13 protein-coding genes are annotated in these 16,463 nt (G+C 45.4%); 4 read left to right on the forward strand and 9 right to left on the reverse strand.

Annotation, left to right across the window (positions count from 1 at the left end):
- Positions 1 to 376: 376 nt before the first annotated feature.
- From ACFPIB_RS10445 to ACFPIB_RS10470, 6 genes are all read right to left on the reverse strand, one after another.
- Complete coding sequence (locus ACFPIB_RS10445; protein WP_378017397.1) at positions 377 to 3,139, reverse strand: InlB B-repeat-containing protein; 2,763 nt, start codon at positions 3,137 to 3,139, stop codon at positions 377 to 379.
- A gap of 622 nt (positions 3,140 to 3,761) precedes the next feature.
- Positions 3,762 to 4,199, reverse strand: a complete 438-nt coding sequence (gene rpiB, locus ACFPIB_RS10450; protein WP_378017398.1) for a ribose 5-phosphate isomerase B — start codon at positions 4,197 to 4,199, stop codon at positions 3,762 to 3,764.
- On the reverse strand, positions 4,189 to 5,001 hold the full coding sequence (tatC, locus tag ACFPIB_RS10455; protein ID WP_378017399.1) for a twin-arginine translocase subunit TatC: 813 nt from the start codon (positions 4,999 to 5,001) through the stop codon (positions 4,189 to 4,191). Before tatC ends, rpiB begins: the two co-directional genes overlap by 11 nt.
- Positions 5,002 to 5,182: 181 nt before the next feature.
- Positions 5,183 to 6,457, reverse strand: coding sequence for a serine hydroxymethyltransferase (locus tag ACFPIB_RS10460; protein ID WP_378017400.1), 1,275 nt, complete (start codon positions 6,455 to 6,457; stop codon positions 5,183 to 5,185).
- Positions 6,458 to 6,642: 185 nt separating this feature from the next.
- Positions 6,643 to 8,703: a T9SS type A sorting domain-containing protein gene (locus ACFPIB_RS10465; RefSeq protein WP_378017401.1), complete on the reverse strand. Its 2,061-nt coding sequence runs from the start codon at positions 8,701 to 8,703 to the stop codon at positions 6,643 to 6,645.
- Positions 8,704 to 9,160: 457 nt separating this feature from the next.
- Positions 9,161 to 9,397 carry a hypothetical protein gene (locus tag ACFPIB_RS10470; protein WP_378017402.1) on the reverse strand — a complete coding sequence of 79 codons (237 nt, stop codon included), beginning with the start codon at positions 9,395 to 9,397 and terminating at the stop codon, positions 9,161 to 9,163.
- A 211-nt stretch (positions 9,398 to 9,608) separates the two neighbouring features.
- Here ACFPIB_RS10470 and ligD point away from each other — a divergent pair, with 211 nt between their 5' ends.
- Positions 9,609 to 10,520 (forward strand): non-homologous end-joining DNA ligase, encoded by a 912-nt coding sequence (gene ligD / locus ACFPIB_RS10475; protein ID WP_378017403.1) that lies wholly within the window; start codon positions 9,609 to 9,611, stop codon positions 10,518 to 10,520.
- A gap of 37 nt (positions 10,521 to 10,557) precedes the next feature.
- Here ligD and ACFPIB_RS10480 read toward each other — a convergent pair whose 3' ends face one another.
- The 3 genes from ACFPIB_RS10480 to ACFPIB_RS10490 form a co-directional block, all read right to left on the reverse strand.
- Complete coding sequence (locus ACFPIB_RS10480; protein ID WP_378017404.1) at positions 10,558 to 11,139, reverse strand: sugar O-acetyltransferase; 582 nt, start codon at positions 11,137 to 11,139, stop codon at positions 10,558 to 10,560.
- Between the two features lie 116 nt (positions 11,140 to 11,255).
- On the reverse strand, positions 11,256 to 11,648 hold the full coding sequence (locus tag ACFPIB_RS10485) for a hypothetical protein (protein ID WP_378017405.1): 393 nt from the start codon (positions 11,646 to 11,648) through the stop codon (positions 11,256 to 11,258).
- Between the two features lie 145 nt (positions 11,649 to 11,793).
- Complete coding sequence (locus ACFPIB_RS10490) at positions 11,794 to 12,651, reverse strand: SDR family oxidoreductase (RefSeq protein WP_378017406.1); 858 nt, start codon at positions 12,649 to 12,651, stop codon at positions 11,794 to 11,796.
- A gap of 325 nt (positions 12,652 to 12,976) precedes the next feature.
- On the opposite strand from ACFPIB_RS10490, the gene rsmI reads away from it, so the two are divergent.
- The 3 genes from rsmI to ACFPIB_RS10505 are packed head-to-tail and all read left to right on the forward strand — an operon-like array spanning position 12,977 to position 16,059.
- Positions 12,977 to 13,657, forward strand: coding sequence for a 16S rRNA (cytidine(1402)-2'-O)-methyltransferase (rsmI, locus tag ACFPIB_RS10495; protein WP_378017493.1), 681 nt, complete (start codon positions 12,977 to 12,979; stop codon positions 13,655 to 13,657).
- Positions 13,635 to 15,290, forward strand: a complete 1,656-nt coding sequence (lnt, locus tag ACFPIB_RS10500) for an apolipoprotein N-acyltransferase (RefSeq protein ID WP_378017407.1) — start codon at positions 13,635 to 13,637, stop codon at positions 15,288 to 15,290. Before rsmI ends, lnt begins: the two co-directional genes overlap by 23 nt.
- Positions 15,268 to 16,059, forward strand: coding sequence for an inositol monophosphatase family protein (locus tag ACFPIB_RS10505; RefSeq protein WP_378017408.1), 792 nt, complete (start codon positions 15,268 to 15,270; stop codon positions 16,057 to 16,059). Before lnt ends, ACFPIB_RS10505 begins: the two co-directional genes overlap by 23 nt.
- Positions 16,060 to 16,463 lie beyond the last annotated feature (404 nt).

A 16,463-nucleotide genomic window follows, 5' to 3' on the forward strand; every position in this document is an offset into this window, starting at 1 on the left:
TCTGTTGGGCCAAAGCATTGCTAAAGCACAGGCAGGAGAATACTAACTGATCTCGTACAAGATTAAGATTTGGAAGGGAAGAGGGAAAAAGTACTGCGTAAAATAAGAAAATAATGCTTTGTGAATGGATGCGACTGAAACTGAATACGTTCCGGAAATGGATTATGATAATTTTTTATCCGTTTATTTCAGATAAAATGGTGAATCGCTCAAAAGTAACCGAGAGGAGTATAGAAATTTAAGTGGTCTCATCTAATACCAAAAACGCTATGTTTTTTAACCAGAAAAGTGGAGTAACCTTCATGTTGCTCCACTTTTCTGGTTTCCATTTCTTATAAATAAAGCTGCTGGAATTCCTGTAAAGGCTATCAATAAGTTATTCGCGCAAATGCAGGAGTTTTGTAGTATAGTGTTTATTATTTACTTGCAAACGCACTAAGTAAATTCCTGTAAAGCGGTCAAATTCTTTGGGTGGCGTAAATTCGAATGTTTGCTGACCTGCTTCCAGCGGGCCTTCAAAAATATTGATGGTTTGGCTCACATGCGTGAACATATTGTAAGCCTCAAGTTTCACATCGGCGTTGGCTGGTAAATTTATTTTAATGTTTGTAGAGGAATTAAAAGGATTTGGGAAAACTTCTATGGATGGTGTTGCATTGTTTTGCGCCATTTTTGAGGCAGTTTGTGTACCGAGGTACTTTTTATTGGCAAAAACGATTAGCACATCCTGGTTAAAGCGCACCATATTGCCTGCTGCATCCTGAAGGGTTCGGGTAGTTTTGTTGTTAGAGCCTTGCAATGATAAGAAGCCATACCGGAAATCTGGGGTAAATGTTAGCCCCGTTGGTTCCGCTTCGTCAGGCGTGGTCAAAAACAACTCTATTTTTGGGTTTGCCGGCGTATGGTCCGGGCGGATTACCCATACGTTTGCGTGGCCTTTATCCTGCATAACCCACAGGTTGCCGTCGCCATCAAAAGCCAGGTTATCTACACCTAGGCCCCAGTCTTCGTTTTGTACGCCGCCATTATAGGTTATCGGGTACGATTTTTTGGTAACCCATTCCTCAATTTCAGATACGGTTGCGCCATCGTCTTTAAACCGCCAGATCGTTCCTGTTTTTGGGGTTCCGAAATATAGTTTACCGTCGCGGCCAATTTCAATTTCTTCCAAAGAGCCCCAGTTAGTGCCTCCTAAAGAAGCTGCTAAGGTAGAAGTAGTGTTCTTTTTGGTTTTTGTGTTGTTCGGCACCTGTATCCATTGGCCGGTAGTCGGGTCATTGGCATTGCGTTTTAATACGTAAAGAGTGCCGGAAGAAAGATTGCCATACTCTTCGGCCACGAATTTATAGACGCATTTTGTGCCGCCATCTTCGGTCTGGTAAGCTGTAATGCCATCAGCCGCAATGGCAAGGTTTTCGTGCGACATGCGGCCAAGCGCCCAAAGTTTATCGCGCGAGCCATTGCCATCATAATCCATGATCAGACCGGTAGCCGGATCGATCTCCACCTGCCAGCCTACATCCTGATAGCCATTGTTGTTCGCGTCGCCGGTAGAATATGTTTCTTCTGATGAAATTACAGTACCCCAAGGAGTTACGGTTCCGGCGCAGTTGCGTTCAGATTTTACTACGGGCCCAAAATCTACCTTTCTTACTGCATCAACTTCCCAAAGCATGGTAGTATCATTCAGCTTCAGATTCAAAATGGAAACCCGGCCCGGGGTTTTTTCATGGTTCAAAGCAAGATACCCTTCTGTGCTGCTGCCATTTTTAGGTACATAGCCTGCAAAGTCGAAATTAGAAGGCAGCTTTCCCCCAGAGCCATCAGTAAAAGGAGTTTCCCCTTCCTTGGCTAATAACTGGAAGGTGTGGGTTGCAGTTGGGTAGGTAATTAAAGGTGTTTTGCCAACCGGTTTTACAGATACAAAGCAACCAATATTATCTGAATTAGTAGGGCCGCAATATCCGGTTGGCGAATATTGGCTGAACGTGGCCGTAATATTCTTGTTATCGTTCATGGTTACTGCCAGCGGATTTGTTTTGTCGGTAACATCGCCACTCCAGCCACTGAAACTCGAGCCGCTATCGGGCGTAGCCGTTATATTTACCACAGAATTGATCTGGTAGCTTGCAGAATCGGGCGTTTTTGAAGTTGTTCCGTAGCCGGTATTGGTTATGTTTAAAGAGAACCGCTGAGAAGAGGCTGTAAAAGTAGCGGTAATGTTCTTGTCGCCGTTTATAGGCATCGTAAGCGGATTGGCCGTACTGCTGGTGTCGCCGCTCCAGCCACTGAATACAAAGCCGGGAGCAGGGTTTGCAGTTAGCGTTGCAGTAGAGCCATAATCATACGTTGCCAGATCCGGATCTTTGCTAACGGTGCCACCACCTGTCTGTGAAACATTTAAGTTGTATTGAAGAGCCGTAAAAATAGCAGTAATGTTTTTGTTATCGTTCATGGTAATGGTTACCTGGTCGGTTGTATCGCTAACATCGCCGATCCAGCCGCTGAACAAGTAACCCGGATCTGGTGTGGCAGTAAGGGTTACATCTGTTCCGCTGGTATAGGCCGCCAGGTTAGGATTTTTTGTGATAGTGCCGTTGCCTGACGTGTTTAATTGCAGGGCATAACCATTCTGATTTACAACGCTGAAAGAAATGGTTAGGGGAGTACCGGCGATGCCTGTGCCATCATTGTCTGAATAGGGCTGTGCCGTTAAAGTATAATTGCCCAGCGGAGGATTCCAAATGTAATAATTGCCGTTATTATCATCGCCCTGTAAAGAATAAGGCGATTGGTTGTCTATCCGGGATTTTAGTTGCGCACCGGTTAAGGTAAAGATCACGCTGCCTACATTTGTGGAACCTGTAAGTGCACGGATATTTACATTGCCGGTCGGCAAAGTATTTAAATTCAGAATTACGCCGTCGGTTAAATGCTGGATTGGTTTATCGGTGCTGGAATTAATGAGAGTAAACCCGGTTATTGCCCCCTGCGCCCTGCAAAGCACAGGAGTTACAAAATATAAAAACACTGAAAGGGCTAATATCTTTGCTAATGAGCAGTAGCTTCTGAAAGCTTTATTCCTGTTTAATGGGTTTTGATAAGCGAAAGCCAGATCTATTCCGTAATTGTTTTCCATAAAGAAACTTTTAAAAGTAAAACACGCCAGCGAAGTTGTAAATGCATTTTCAATAAATATGAGCGGGGCATAGCATTCTAAATTTCAGATATTTACTGCCAGGCATTGCGCATAGTAATGCATAGAGCAAGAGAAAATCCTGAAATTCTGTTAATCAGTTTCGGCAGAACCTGCCAGCAACTTTTGTGTTTTACTATATATTGAAGGCTTTTATTACTAATTCAATATATAGTTCAGCATGGTGTGCTGTTCGGAAGTGAAAAAAAGAGAATAGGGTATTTGATAATAGGTGTAATTCGTAAGTTATATACAGGGAAATCATTAAAAAGTTATAAGGTATATTGAAAAATACATGGATTATACACTGTATTTTTAAGAAAATTCAGAATTGTTATGAAAATAATATGATTTAATAAGTCAACGGTTTCGCTTATAATGCTTTTGCTGAGTTGTCTTTAGGTTTCGGACAGCGTTAATTCCAGATGAAAACTGCTTTTTTATTTCCCTGATAAGCTGACTACTAAAAGAAAAACGCTATACTTTCAGGCACAAAAAGTCAATAAAAAAGCGGAGCTACCTTGTTGGTAACTCCGCTTTCTTCGTTTCAGCTTGTTTCGTACTATTATTGGCAGGCAATTTTGTTTACCCGGTTTTCGTGGCGGCCGCCTTCAAAATCTGTTTCTAAAAAGAGCTTCGTCATTTCCGAAGCCATTTCTTCAGAAACAAAGCGCGCCGGAATACAGAGAATATTGGCATTGTTGTGCTCGCGTGAAAGTTTAGCCAGTTCCGGTAGCCAGCATAAAGCGGCGCGCACCTGCGGATATTTGTTGGCCGTCATGGCTACTCCGTTGCCGCTGCCGCAGATCAGAATTCCGAAGTTAAATTCCTTTTCGTTTATGGCTTTGGCCAGCGGGTGTACATGGTCTGGGTAATCTACCGAGGCATCGGAAAAAGGACCAAAATCCTTTACTTCGTGGCCTTTTTCTTCCAGCTGTTTGGTAAGCAGTTTTTTGTATTCGAAACCGGCGTGGTCGCCGCCAATGGCAATTTTAAGCTTCATTTCGGGTAAGGTTTTTATTTAAACGATCTGTATCGCGTTTTCTAACGGTTTTGGCAATAATTATACTGGCTTCGTAAAGCAAATAAAGTGGTATAGCAAACAAGCTCATGCTTAATACGTCGGGCGGGGTAACCACGGCCGAAATAATAAGGATCACCACAATGGCGTGCCGGCGGAAAACAGAAAGTATTTCGGAAGAAATTAAACCGGCTTTGGCCAGGAAATAGATCACCATTGGTAATTCGAACATAAGGGCGCACGCAAAAACCATGGTGGTGAGCGTAGAAATGTAAGAATTCAGGTCGAACTCGTTGGTAATGCTGGGGTCTACCTGATACGATGCCAGGAAGTTGATGGAAAGCGGCGCAGCGCCGTAATAACCGAACAGCAAACCAATAATAAACAGCACCGAAACGAAGAATACCGCTCCGCGCGAGTTTTTCCTTTCTTTCGGGTACAAGCCGGGTTTAATAAAACGCCACAATTCCCAAAACGCGTACGGAAACGCCAGGATCAAGCCAATGGTAAACGAAACCGACATGTGCGTAGTAAACTGCGAACTCATTTCGCGGCTCTGCAACGTAAAATTTATTTTATCGATGCAGATCTCCGGGGCATGAACCAGCTCGCCGAGCTTGCACCACATGCGGTAGCTCCAGAAATCGGGCCGGCTTGGCGCCAGAATAATATCGTGAAAGATAAAATCCTTCGAAAAAAATGCTATCAGGCCAAAGACCACAATAGAAGCCACAGCCCGGATAATATGCCACCGGAGCAGCTCCAGGTGGTCAACGAAACTCATCTCCTGCTCTTCCCCTGTGCCTATTCGTTTTGCTTCCAACCGACTTTCTTAATAATGATTAATGAATAATTATTAATGATGATGAATAGTTAATGACTAATAAATAATGATGAATTAAAACGTTATCCGGATTCCGGTTTATTTTCAATTAATCATTATTCATTAATCATTCATCATTAAATTAGTTGTTGAAAAGCGGGAATTGCTCCATCCAGGTGTTAATCTCCTGTTTCACGGCGGCAATTTTTGCTTCGTTTTCGGTGTTCATTAAAACCTCATCTATCAGGCCAACAATGCGCTCCATATCGGCTTCTTTTAAGCCACGGGTTGTTAAAGCAGCCGTGCCTACGCGCATACCGGAAGTAACGAACGGCGATTTATCGTCGAAAGGCACCATGTTTTTGTTGATGGTGATATCGGCTTTTACGAGCGTGTTTTCGGCAACTTTACCGGTTAAACCTTTAGAACGCAGATCGATGAGCATTAAGTGGTTGTCGGTGCCGCCGGAAATGATCTGGTAGCCTTTAGAAACAAACGCTTTGGCCATAGCCTGCGCATTTTTCTGCACCTGCTCGATGTAGGTTTTGTATTCAGGAGAAAGCGCTTCGAAGAAAGCAACTGCTTTAGCAGCAATTACGTGCTCCAAAGGTCCGCCTTGTGAACCCGGGAATACAGCGCCATCTAATACCGCCGACATCATTTTCAGTTCGCCCTTCGGAGTTTTAAAGCCAAACGGATTTTCGAAATCTTTAGGCAGCATAACCATACCGCCACGTGGGCCACGCAGGGTTTTGTGCGTGGTAGTAGTTACAATGTGGCAATGTTCGAACGGATTATTCAGGAAGCCTTTGGCAATTAAACCGGCCGGGTGCGAAATATCGGCCATTAAAAGCGCGCCAACCTGGTCAGCAGCTTCGCGCAGCGCTTTGTAATTCCAGTCTCTTGAATAAGCCGAAGCGCCGCAAATGATCAGTTTCGGTTTTTCGCGTTCAGCGGTTTCCGCAATTTTTTCCCAGTTAATTAAACCGGTTTCCTGCTCTACACCATAAAAACTTGGCTGGTACAATTTCCCCGAATAGTTAACCGGCGAGCCGTGCGTTAAATGTCCGCCATGCGCTAAGTCGAAACCTAAGATCTTATCGCCGGGATTTAAAACGCCCAGCATTACCGCCGCGTTGGCTTGCGCACCGGAGTGAGGCTGCACGTTTACCCATTCAGCACCGAATAATTCTTTGGCTCTGTCAATGGCTAATTGTTCGCTTTGGTCTACCACTTCGCAGCCGCCATAATAGCGTTTGCCCGGTAAGCCTTCGGCGTATTTATTGGTCATGATGCTGCCCTGGGCGGCCATTACCTGCTCGGAAACAAAGTTCTCGGAGGCAATAAGTTCGAGGCCGTGCATCTGGCGTTCTTTTTCCTTCTGAATAAGGTCGAATATAGCGGTATCTTTCTGCATGATAAGTCTGTACACAATTTGTGCAAAATTACGGGAATTTGCTGAAATTGCTAAACTACTTTTTGAAGCTGAAAGGATAGCGTTTCAGCGTAGTTAAAGACTTCTTTGCACGATTAGAGCGCTACGCGGTAGGGAAATAAAAAAGGGAAGCAAAACTTCCCCCCTTTATAGTATTAAACTTCCGATTATTGTTTGATAAGCCGGGTACTTGTAGTGCCACTGCTTGTTTGAGTGCGTAGCAGGTAGAAACCTGCCGGGTGTTCCTTATCAAAATTTATTTGTAAGGAATTGTTGCCTTTTGTGAGTTTTTGCGTGTTTTGGTATACCGTTTTGCCAGTCAGGTCTATGACCTGGTAGCGCAGTTCGTCGTTGCTGTTGGCCACAATGTTGAAAGTAAGCTCGTTCTGGAACGGGTTCGGGTAAACGAGCGGCGCATTTGGTAGATTTTCGAATTGTACCACTTTTATGTCCGAAAACGATACCGTTCCGTCGAAGTCGGTTTGTTTAAGGCGGTAGTAGCGCATGCCGGTTCCGGTAGTTGTTTTATCCAGGAAGCTATATTGCAGCAGCGTAGCTGAATTGGAATTTTTGCTGGCTACAAAACCAATATCCTCGAAATTCCGGCCGTCGGCGCTGTACTGAATGTGGAAGCCCTGGTTGTTTTTTTCAGAAGCTGTGGCCCATTGCAGTAAAGCCGCATTGTCTTTTTTAATGGCTTTGAATGAGACCAGTTCTACTGGTAGCGGGTTATTGGGGTTGACAACGCCAAAGGGTGAAAAACTTGTAATGCCTTCTAACGTAGCGCTATAAGTTAAGCTGCCGTCTGTGAATGTGTTTAAAGGCGGCTGTTCCCAGGTTCCTCCTGTAAAGTGAGCAATACCTACGTTGGTACGAACAAAGTTGGTTCCCTCGTCTTTAGTAGGATCCCATCGTAAACGAAGCGATATGCTTGGTGAGCCTGTGCCAGTAACTCTATCCACGTTCCAGGTTCTCATTGCAACCAAATTTGTTACAGGCTGCCCGCTAGTGCCCTTTATTCCATTCGTTACAAGTACTGAGTAATTCCCTGTGCCGTTGATGTCGCCGGTGTTTTTGATATATGCTGGTGTATAAGAACTTGTTGTTCCAACAGGAAATATTGTCTCAGGAGTTGTAGTAGTTGCCCCTCCAGCTATTCCCTCAATAATCAGCTTGCCGGAACCGGTTTGCTTAATGTAATTCGTAGCACTTGGGTTTGAAATGGCGCCGCCTTGCTGAACTGTAAGATCATAATTACCGAGTGTAATACTTCCATTGCTAAGACTCAACGTACTACCATTGCTAATGCTCATGGCTTGCTCCAGAGTAATGGGGCCGCTAGGAGTTTTAGTGCCTGTTCCACTTATTTTTAAATTGCTGTAAGGTAGCACGGCAATGGTTTGGTTGCCGCCCGCATATTCAACGGTACTGCCTGCATTCAAAACATTAGTGAAGCCTGTTGGAAAGGAAGAGCCGCTTAAAATAAATGTAGCACCATTTTTAATTTCAAATGTTTTACCGGTTGTGCATTGAATGCTTTTACCGCCATTATCAAATTTACCACCTAATACGACAATATTCCCCGTAATTCTAGATGAGTTGATAGATAAGTCTGGCGTTACGCCAGCGCTATTATTAATATGAACATTAGGGTAAGGTAAGTCTGCATCTAAGTTTAAACTTTGAGGGGATGTGCCATTAAATTCAATAGTGCTGTTAGGGGTATAAACAAGTGTTACGCGGCTTTTTTGGCCGTTCAGGATTATCGCTCCGCTAACCTTTAAAGTTCCCGTACCAAAATCTAACTTCACTTTTTCATTACCGTTACCTCCCGGGTTAAATGTGATTGTTCCTAATGCTAGTGTGTGCGTGCCTAAATTAAGAGTCGATTCGGAGCTTGTGGTATTCTTTATAGTCAAAGAGGAGCAATAAGCATTAGAGCCAAGCGTGATGTTATGGCCATTCTGAATAGTAACAATATCTCCCGGACCAGGTGAAGTATTGGAGTTTGTTGGATTGGAGAGATTCCAGCTTAAAGCACTGTTCCAACTTGTGCCATTGCCATTTGAAGTGAACTCAGTTGCCCAAGCCTCCTGCACAGCAGTAAAGCCTAAAAACAGACATAGTAACAGATAAATTCGATACGGGAACCGCATATGTTTTTTCTGTTGGTAATTGTGCGCGTTGCACTGATAAATTTTTCTCGGACGTTTGGTAGATTTTTGCATAATGGTAATTTTTAAAGGTTTTAAGACACGTATTGGCCGCCATTATGCTCACCCGTGCGGCAAATTCCAGAAGAACTGCAGCATTACAGCATAAAATGGAAGTTTAGTAAGGTTTGTGAGATTGTGATTAAGGTAATTGCTAGAAAAAGGCTTAAGTTTTATCAAAATAAACCAGAAGACAATGTAAAGAATATGAATATTATGCAATAAAATATCCTTATTTTTATCTTTATAAACTCCAATACTGTTATGAATTTAAAAAGTTACAATTTATTATACTTTTATTTATAATTATTTTAAATATATTGCTATTGGTCAGATTTTATGGGTGAATTGCTTTTAATATGAATATTTTTAGATATGTTCGTTTGATGAAAATCTGGAGCTAAAAAGAAGGGAAATAAAAAAGCACCTCTTTACGAGAGGTGCTTTTGTTTATAAACTACTATGTGATATTTTAACTATAGCGGGGTTTGTCGATATTAGGTTTGTTGGTGTTGCGGTTCGGGTGGCTGCCTAAGCGCGTATCGATGGTAGGTTCATCTACGTCATCGGTATACCGGGCTTCCAGGTCATTATATTGATCATCAAAACTCTCGATGTGTGCATCTTTCATTCCGCCAATGCCTTTTCCGGCAGGGTTGCCTGAGTGGCTGCGTGATTGTTTGTTGGTTGAATTGCTTTTGTATGGCATGATAACCTCCTTTTTTGTGAAACAATAAATTAACAAATTTCCCTCTGCCATACTCTTTTAGCTTAGGCTGGCAGGGCTTCTTACATACTCGTTTTCAGGATTTTGAGTTTTCTATATTTAGATTTATGTAGTTTTTTCATGGTAAAGCATAGCGTTTTTAACTGAAAATTCCCATTCGACGTAAAGTCGCCTGAACCATGCTTGTTTATAAATGAACGCCAGCCAGAAGGTAATTATTACGCACCCCGAAAAAATGCTTTTCCCGGAACAGGGTTTCACGAAGCAGGACCTGATAAAGTATTATGAAGCTGTTTCCGGTCATTTGTTGCCATTCCTGAAAAACCGGCCGCTAATGCTGCACCGTTTCCCGCAGGGCATTAAAAAGCAAGGCTTTTATCAGAAAGATATCGGCGCTTCTTTTCCGGATTGGATAGGCCGGGTAAGCGTGGCGCGCGAAAAGCAGGAACCCATTGACCAAGCCGTTATCAATACGAAAGCTGGGTTGCGCTTTGTCATAAACCAGAACACCATTGTGCTGCACCCCTGGCTCAGTACGGTGAAAGATCTGCACAAGCCCGATAAAATTATTTTCGACCTGGATCCGGCGGAAGGCGGTTTTAAAACGGCGGTGAAAGGTGCATTACTGCTGCGCGAATTGCTGGAAAAGAAATACGGGCTAACGTGTTTTGTAATGACTACCGGTTCCAGCGGCTTGCACGTTACCATACCTGTAAAACCCAATCACGATTTTGACATGGTGCGACCGTTTGCCTTGGCCATTGGAAATGAACTTGCGGCCATGTATCCGGCAGAATTTACCACGGAGCAACGCATTGAAGACCGGAAAAGCCGGTTATTTGTAGATTATATGCGGAATTCGTACGCGCAAACTGCCGTTGCGCCTTATTCGGTAAGAGCTTTGCCGGGAGCGCCGGTGGCCGCGCCGCTTTTCTGGGAAGAACTTCTGGATAAAAACCTCAAAGCGCAAATGTACACCATAGAAACGATGCCCGAACGTTTGAAAAAAGCCGGGAATCCGTGGCAGGATTTTCGGAAGCAGGCAAAAAGCTTAACCAGAGCACTGCAAAAGCAAAAGGCTGAACTTCAGAAAAGACAGGTGTAAAAAACGGTAGGGTTTTGAGCAAAAAAAGTGTGAAGCGTTAAACAGTCAGGATGCGTTTTTCGGTGCTGAGATCGCGGATTACGCGGCAGGGATTTCCGGCGGCAAAAACATCTGCCGGAATATCACGGGTTACTACGCTGCCGGCACCAATTACGCTTCTTTCTCCAATAGTTACGCCCGGGCAAACAATAACGCCCCCGCCAATCCAGACATGCGAACCAATATAGATAGGTTTCCCGGATTCAAGGCCGCTTGCGCGTTCCTGCCAGTTTAACGGGTGGGTGACGGTATAAAGCTGCACGTTCGGCCCGAAAAGCACGTTGTTGCCAATAGTTACCGGCATTACATCCAGAACCACGCAGTTAAAATTGAAAAATACATTTTCGCCAATGGTAATGTTATAGCCATAATCGCAAAAGAACGGTGGTTCTATCTGCAGGCCTTTGCTGCATTTACCCAGAAGTTCCTGTAATAGAAAAGAGCGCAGATCTGTGTTTCCGGCGGCGGTGTTGTTGTATTGCTGCAGCAGATCCCGGGCTTTGTGTCTTTCGGCGGTAAGTTGCGGATCGGTGGCGTTATACAATTCGCCGCGGAGCATTTTTTCTTTTTCGGTTTGCATGGCTGCCGGTTTTTTTCAGGTTGAAAACGCTATGGTTTTACGGGCAAAAAGTATAATAAGCAAAAGGCCATTCAGCGAACTGAACGGCCTTTTTTGCGCAATACAAAGATGAAAATTTAGCGGTTCGGTTCTTCGTCGTTGCGCAGCATTTCGTCGCTGATATCGGAAACGCTTTGTTGCATGTTTTCTGTAGAAGGCAATTGCACTACCGGGTTATCTACCTCCTGCTCGTGTTCGGCCGTCGGAATTCCATCCGGAATAATGTTGCTGCTTTCTGCAGAATCGTCGTTTACGGTTACCGCGCTCGGGCCATTGCCGGAATCGGAGCCGAAACCGGTTTTACCGTCGCGGTCGCCGAAACCACCGCGGGCGTGTTCGTTCTTCGGAGGATCGGCGCCGGGTACCAAATGTCCGGCATTCATTTCAGCCATGTCTTCGCCGGTGCTGTCAATTATCCGTACCGGGCGTTCTTTACCCGTTTTGTCGAGGTCTTTTTTATCGGTTGCCATAATACTGCTTTATAGTAAATAAAAATTGCGTAAAACTAAAATTGCCGGGCTTCGGGCTGCTGAAAATCGTTCAGAAATTCACTCAGAGTTTTTAACCCCGAAACCATAGCGTTTTTAGCTTGTACTGAATTTTTGATAAAGTAGTTTAACCGCCCACCATTTCGCCGCCATTTACATGTATTACCTGGCCGGTTATGTACGAGGCATCTTCGCAGGCCAGGAACACAAATGCCGGCGCTACTTCGGCCGGTTGCCCCGGGCGTTTCATGGGCGTGCTTTTACCGAATTTGCTCACCTGTTTGGCATCGAACGAAGCGGGAATAAGCGGCGTCCAGATCGGGCCGGGAGCCACGGCATTCACCCGTATTCCTTTTTCGGCTAAATTCTGCGAAAGCGAACGCGTGAACGTAGTAATAGCGCCTTTGGTAGCCGAATAATCCATTAAATGATCGGAGCCGCGAAAAGAAGTAACCGAGGTAGTATTAATAATGCTGTCACCTTTTTTCATGTTATCGAGCACCGCTTTGGTCAGAAAAAAGTAGGAGAATATGTTGGTCCGGAACGTTTTTTCGAGTTGCTTTTCCGTTATATCTTCCACGCTTTCCTGTTCGTGTTGTTCGGCGGCATTGTTTACCAGAATATTGATGCGCCCCATAGCCCGGATGGTTTGCTTTACGGCCTGCTGGCAGAATTTTTCATCGCCCACATCGCCCGCAATTAACAAACATTCGCGGCCTTCGTTTTCGATCATTTTCTTGGTGTCTTCGGCGTCTTTGGTTTCGTTCAGGTAAATAATGGCCACGTCGGCGCCTTCGCGGGCAAAATGTACCGCCACCGCCCGGCCAATGCCGCTATCGCCGCCGGTTATCAGGGCAATTTTATTTTCGAGTTTGCCGCTGCCCCGGTAATTCCTGCGGATCACTTCCGGCTCCGGTTCCATTTTATATTCTTTGCCGGGCTGCGTTTGCTGCGTCTGTTTAGGAATGGATTTAGGTCTGGCCATAACGTAGTTGTTGGGTGTTATTTACAAGAAAGGTGCATCTGCTATACGAACCATTTTAAGTCGTGTTTGTTTCAGGCTTCGAATAGAAATATATAAGAATCAGGATTTTCGGAAATCGAATTGCCCGCGAAGGGAAAAAGGATTCAGGTTCTGCCACTTGAAGTAATCAGTGCATTGTTCTGACAGACAAGATTTATTTATTGCGCCTACCCTTTCTTTTGGTGTCTGGAATGTTCTTTTAAATGAAACGCGAGCGAAAAACGCTATACTTTTGGCCCGAAAAACTCCGGAACGCTTTGCCACATATTTCGTAACTTTGGCAGCTATGCAGGAAGAAACCAGCTTATTTTTAGTACCCACCCCCATTGGCAATCTCGAAGATATAACCTTGCGCGCCATTCGGGTTTTGAAAGAAGTAGATGTAGTGCTGGCCGAAGACACGCGCACCAGCGGCAAACTTTTGCACCACCTGGGTATTGACAAACGCATGCACAGCCACCATCTGCACAACGAACACAAAGCCGTGGCGCATTTGGTTGAACGTTTAAAAGGCGGCGAGAAAATGGCCCTGGTTTCCGATGCCGGCACGCCGGGCATTTCCGATCCCGGGTTTTTGCTGGTGCGGGCTTGTTTGCAGGAAGGTATAAAAGTAGAATGTCTGCCGGGCGCAACCGCGTTTGTTCCGGCGCTGGTAAAATCAGGTTTCAGTTCTGAGCGGTTTACGTTCGAAGGATTTCTGCCCGTGAAAAAGGGTAGGCAAACGCGCCTCGAAAGTCTGAAAAACGAAGAACGCACCATGATCTTTTACGAATCGCCGCACCGCATTTTAAAAACCTTAACCCAGTTTGCCGAGTATTTCGGTCCGGAGCGCCAGGCTTCCGTTTCCAGAGAGCTGACTAAAATGTTTGAAGAAACGCTGAACGGCAGTTTGGAAGAACTGGTTAAAATTTTCACCACTAAAGCTATAAAAGGAGAGTTTGTTCTTGTTGTGGAAGGCCGCAAATAACCGCAAATATTTACCGCTGCTGGCTGTGCTGGGCGCATTTCTGCTCTGGCTCGGGTGGCCCACCAAACCGTTACCGCTCTTGCTGTTTTTCGGATTGGTGCCGCTGTTCTTAATTGAACGCATTATTGAGCACCCGTCATTCACGCGGCCGGCGGCTACGTTTTTCAAATACGCATACCTGCTTTTTGTGCTCTGGAATGCATTTGCAACGTATTGGGTATCTTATTCTACCTTGCCAGGCGGTATTGCGGCGGTGCTGTGTAACGCGCTGCTCATGTGTATTCCGGCCATGCTTTTCTTTTTTACCAAGCGAAGATTAGGCCCGAAGATTGGCTACGCAAGTTTCATCGTTTACTGGCTGGCGTTCGAATATTTTCATTTGGGCTGGGACTTAACGTGGCCGTGGCTTACACTGGGAAATGGTTTTGCGCAGCGGCCGGAATGGGTGCAGTGGTACGAATTTACCGGCCATTTAGGTGGTTCCGTATGGCTGATCCTGGGGAATATCCTGTTCTTTAAAGCTTTTGCTGATAATCCTGAAAAAAGCTGGAAGCCTTATCTGGCACCTGCACTTTTGGTCGTAATTCCCATAGCGATTTCCTATGGTATGTATTTCAGTTATGAGGAAAAAGGCGCGGAAGCGGAAGTGGTGGTGGTGCAGCCGAATATTGATCCGTATGAAGAAAAATTCCGCGATGGTAAAAATTACCTTCCCACTGAACAACAATTAGCGCGTTTGCTTACACTTTCGGAACAAACCGTTACACCAAAAACTAAATTATTAGTCTGGCCGGAAACTGCGATCGGTGAGAATTTTCAGGAAGACCAGATCCATAATTACCCGGATATTGCCACGCTGAAAAGTTTTGTTGCCAGCCGCCCCGGATTAGATCTTTTAACCGGCATCAATTCGTACGCACTTTATCCGGATGCAAAGTTGGCTACCCCATCGGCCCGTTTTCGCGAAGACCTGGGTTATTACGATGTCTTCAACACGGGCATGTACCTGACGAATAAAGGTGAAATTTCGCTTTACCATAAATCGAAACTGGTGCCGGGCGTGGAGAAATTGCCTTATCCGCAGTTTTTCAAGTTTTTAGGTCCGCTGGCCATTGACTTAGGTGGCATGGTGGGTACGCATGGCACGCAGGAAGAACGCTCCGTTTTCCCGCATTCCGGAACCGGGCAACCGGCTTCAGCGCCCGTGATCTGCTACGAATCTATTTACGGCGGCTACGTGAGCGAATATATTCGGAACGGCGCCACCCTCATCTGCATCATTACCAACGACGGCTGGTGGAGCGACAGCCCAGGTTATAAACAACACTTGCAATACGCCACGTTACGCGCTATCGAAAACCGCCGCAGCATAGCGCGTTCGGCCAATACCGGCATTTCGGGCTTTATAAACCAGCGCGGCGATTTTCTGCAAAAGTCGGAATGGTGGAAACAGGCTGCCTTGCGCGAAACCGTAAAACTGAACACCGAATTAACCGTTTTCAGCCGCACCGGCGATCTGATCGGTCCGGCGGCGCAATGGCTGGCTTTGGCGCTGATCATTTACGTATTGCTGCATAAAATTTTACTTCGCAAACCGCATCACCCGCACTATGAACCTAGAAAATCTTTGTAAGCAAGTTGTTTCCGAAACCCGTTGCGTAGGCGCTTTTATAAGAGAAGAAGGTCAGAAATTCGACGCTTCCAAGATCGAGCACAAAGGCTTCAACGACCTGGTTTCGTACGTAGATAAGGAGGCGGAAAAGCAGTTGGTAGATGCCCTGAAAAAACTGTTGCCCGAAGCCGGCTTTATTACTGAAGAAGGCACTGAATCTACGCGCAAAGAAATCTACAACTGGATCATCGATCCGCTGGATGGTACCACCAATTTTATGCACGCGCTGCCGGTTTTTTCTATCAGTGTGGCGCTTATGCAAGGCAATGAAATTGTGCTGGGCGTGATTTACGAAATAAACCGCGACGAAACCTTTTCTGCCTGGAAAAACGGCGGCGCCTTCCTGAACAATAAACCGATTAAAGTTTCCAAAGCCGAAAAACTGGCCGATTCTTTAGTAGCAACCGGTTTTCCGTACACTACTTTCGGAAAAATGCAGGATTACCTGAAAATTCTGGGTGCGTTCATGGCAAAATCGCATGGCGTACGGCGCTTGGGTTCGGCAGCAGTAGATCTGGCGTACGTGGCTTGCGGCCGGTTTGAAGGTTTCTTCGAATTTAACCTGAATGCCTGGGATGTGGCTGCTGGCGTTTTAATTGTGCGCGAAGCAGGCGGTAATGTTACTACGTTTAAAGAGGCTGGTGACCCGGTTTTTGACCGGGAGATTGTGGCGAGTAACAGTGCCGTTCATGCGGAAATGCTGGCGGTTATTAAAGAGTGTAACTGGTAGTTTTTATGCTGAAAAGCATGCCATTTCTGTCATCCTGAGCACAATTGAGCGGGGGAGCGCGAAGATTGCGAGCGTAGCTCTGAAGGACCTCGTCGGCGGTAAGTAGTTTTTCAACTAAAAGTGCTAGCGTTTTGAAACACCCTTTCTGCTAAACAGCTGACTTTTAACTTTCATCGGCAATCTTCTCCCTCAAGCCGGGCAGGCTTCGTTTCTGCGTTCGCGTCTCACCCTTTCTTAGCCGCAAGCGGCTTTTCTGACGAAACCGGAAAGTGCGGAGGCCGCGCACCCAGAAACTGGTATCATTCACCTTCGTAGTGCACTTCTTTTTAGTTTAGTTTCCTAGCAAATGTGATTTTCAGGAAACGCTGCGCTTGCGTTAAGAGTGAAATTATAGTAGAGAAAAG

Origin of the sequence: Adhaeribacter terreus, assembly GCF_042657365.1 — a bacterium.
GTDB classification, from domain to species: domain Bacteria; phylum Bacteroidota; class Bacteroidia; order Cytophagales; family Hymenobacteraceae; genus Adhaeribacter_A; species Adhaeribacter_A terreus.

Excerpts from the sequence above, each read along its gene's own strand:
- ACFPIB_RS10445 (WP_378017397.1), bottom strand. The coding sequence starts at position 3,139 with ATGGAAAACAATTACGGAATAGATCTGGCTTTCGCTTATCAAAACCCA.
- rpiB (WP_378017398.1), bottom strand. The coding sequence starts at position 4,199 with ATGAAGCTTAAAATTGCCATTGGCGGCGACCACGCCGGTTTCGAATAC.
- tatC (WP_378017399.1), bottom strand. The coding sequence starts at position 5,001 with ATGAGTTTCGTTGACCACCTGGAGCTGCTCCGGTGGCATATTATCCGG.
- ACFPIB_RS10460 (WP_378017400.1), bottom strand. The coding sequence starts at position 6,457 with ATGCAGAAAGATACCGCTATATTCGACCTTATTCAGAAGGAAAAAGAA.
- ACFPIB_RS10465 (WP_378017401.1), bottom strand. The coding sequence starts at position 8,703 with ATGCAAAAATCTACCAAACGTCCGAGAAAAATTTATCAGTGCAACGCG.
- ACFPIB_RS10470 (WP_378017402.1), bottom strand. The coding sequence starts at position 9,397 with ATGCCATACAAAAGCAATTCAACCAACAAACAATCACGCAGCCACTCA.
- ligD (WP_378017403.1), top strand. The coding sequence starts at position 9,609 with ATGAACGCCAGCCAGAAGGTAATTATTACGCACCCCGAAAAAATGCTT.
- ACFPIB_RS10480 (WP_378017404.1), bottom strand. The coding sequence starts at position 11,139 with ATGCAAACCGAAAAAGAAAAAATGCTCCGCGGCGAATTGTATAACGCC.
- ACFPIB_RS10485 (WP_378017405.1), bottom strand. The coding sequence starts at position 11,648 with ATGGCAACCGATAAAAAAGACCTCGACAAAACGGGTAAAGAACGCCCG.
- ACFPIB_RS10490 (WP_378017406.1), bottom strand. The coding sequence starts at position 12,651 with ATGGCCAGACCTAAATCCATTCCTAAACAGACGCAGCAAACGCAGCCC.
- rsmI (WP_378017493.1), top strand. The coding sequence starts at position 12,977 with ATGCAGGAAGAAACCAGCTTATTTTTAGTACCCACCCCCATTGGCAAT.
- ACFPIB_RS10505 (WP_378017408.1), top strand. The coding sequence starts at position 15,268 with ATGAACCTAGAAAATCTTTGTAAGCAAGTTGTTTCCGAAACCCGTTGC.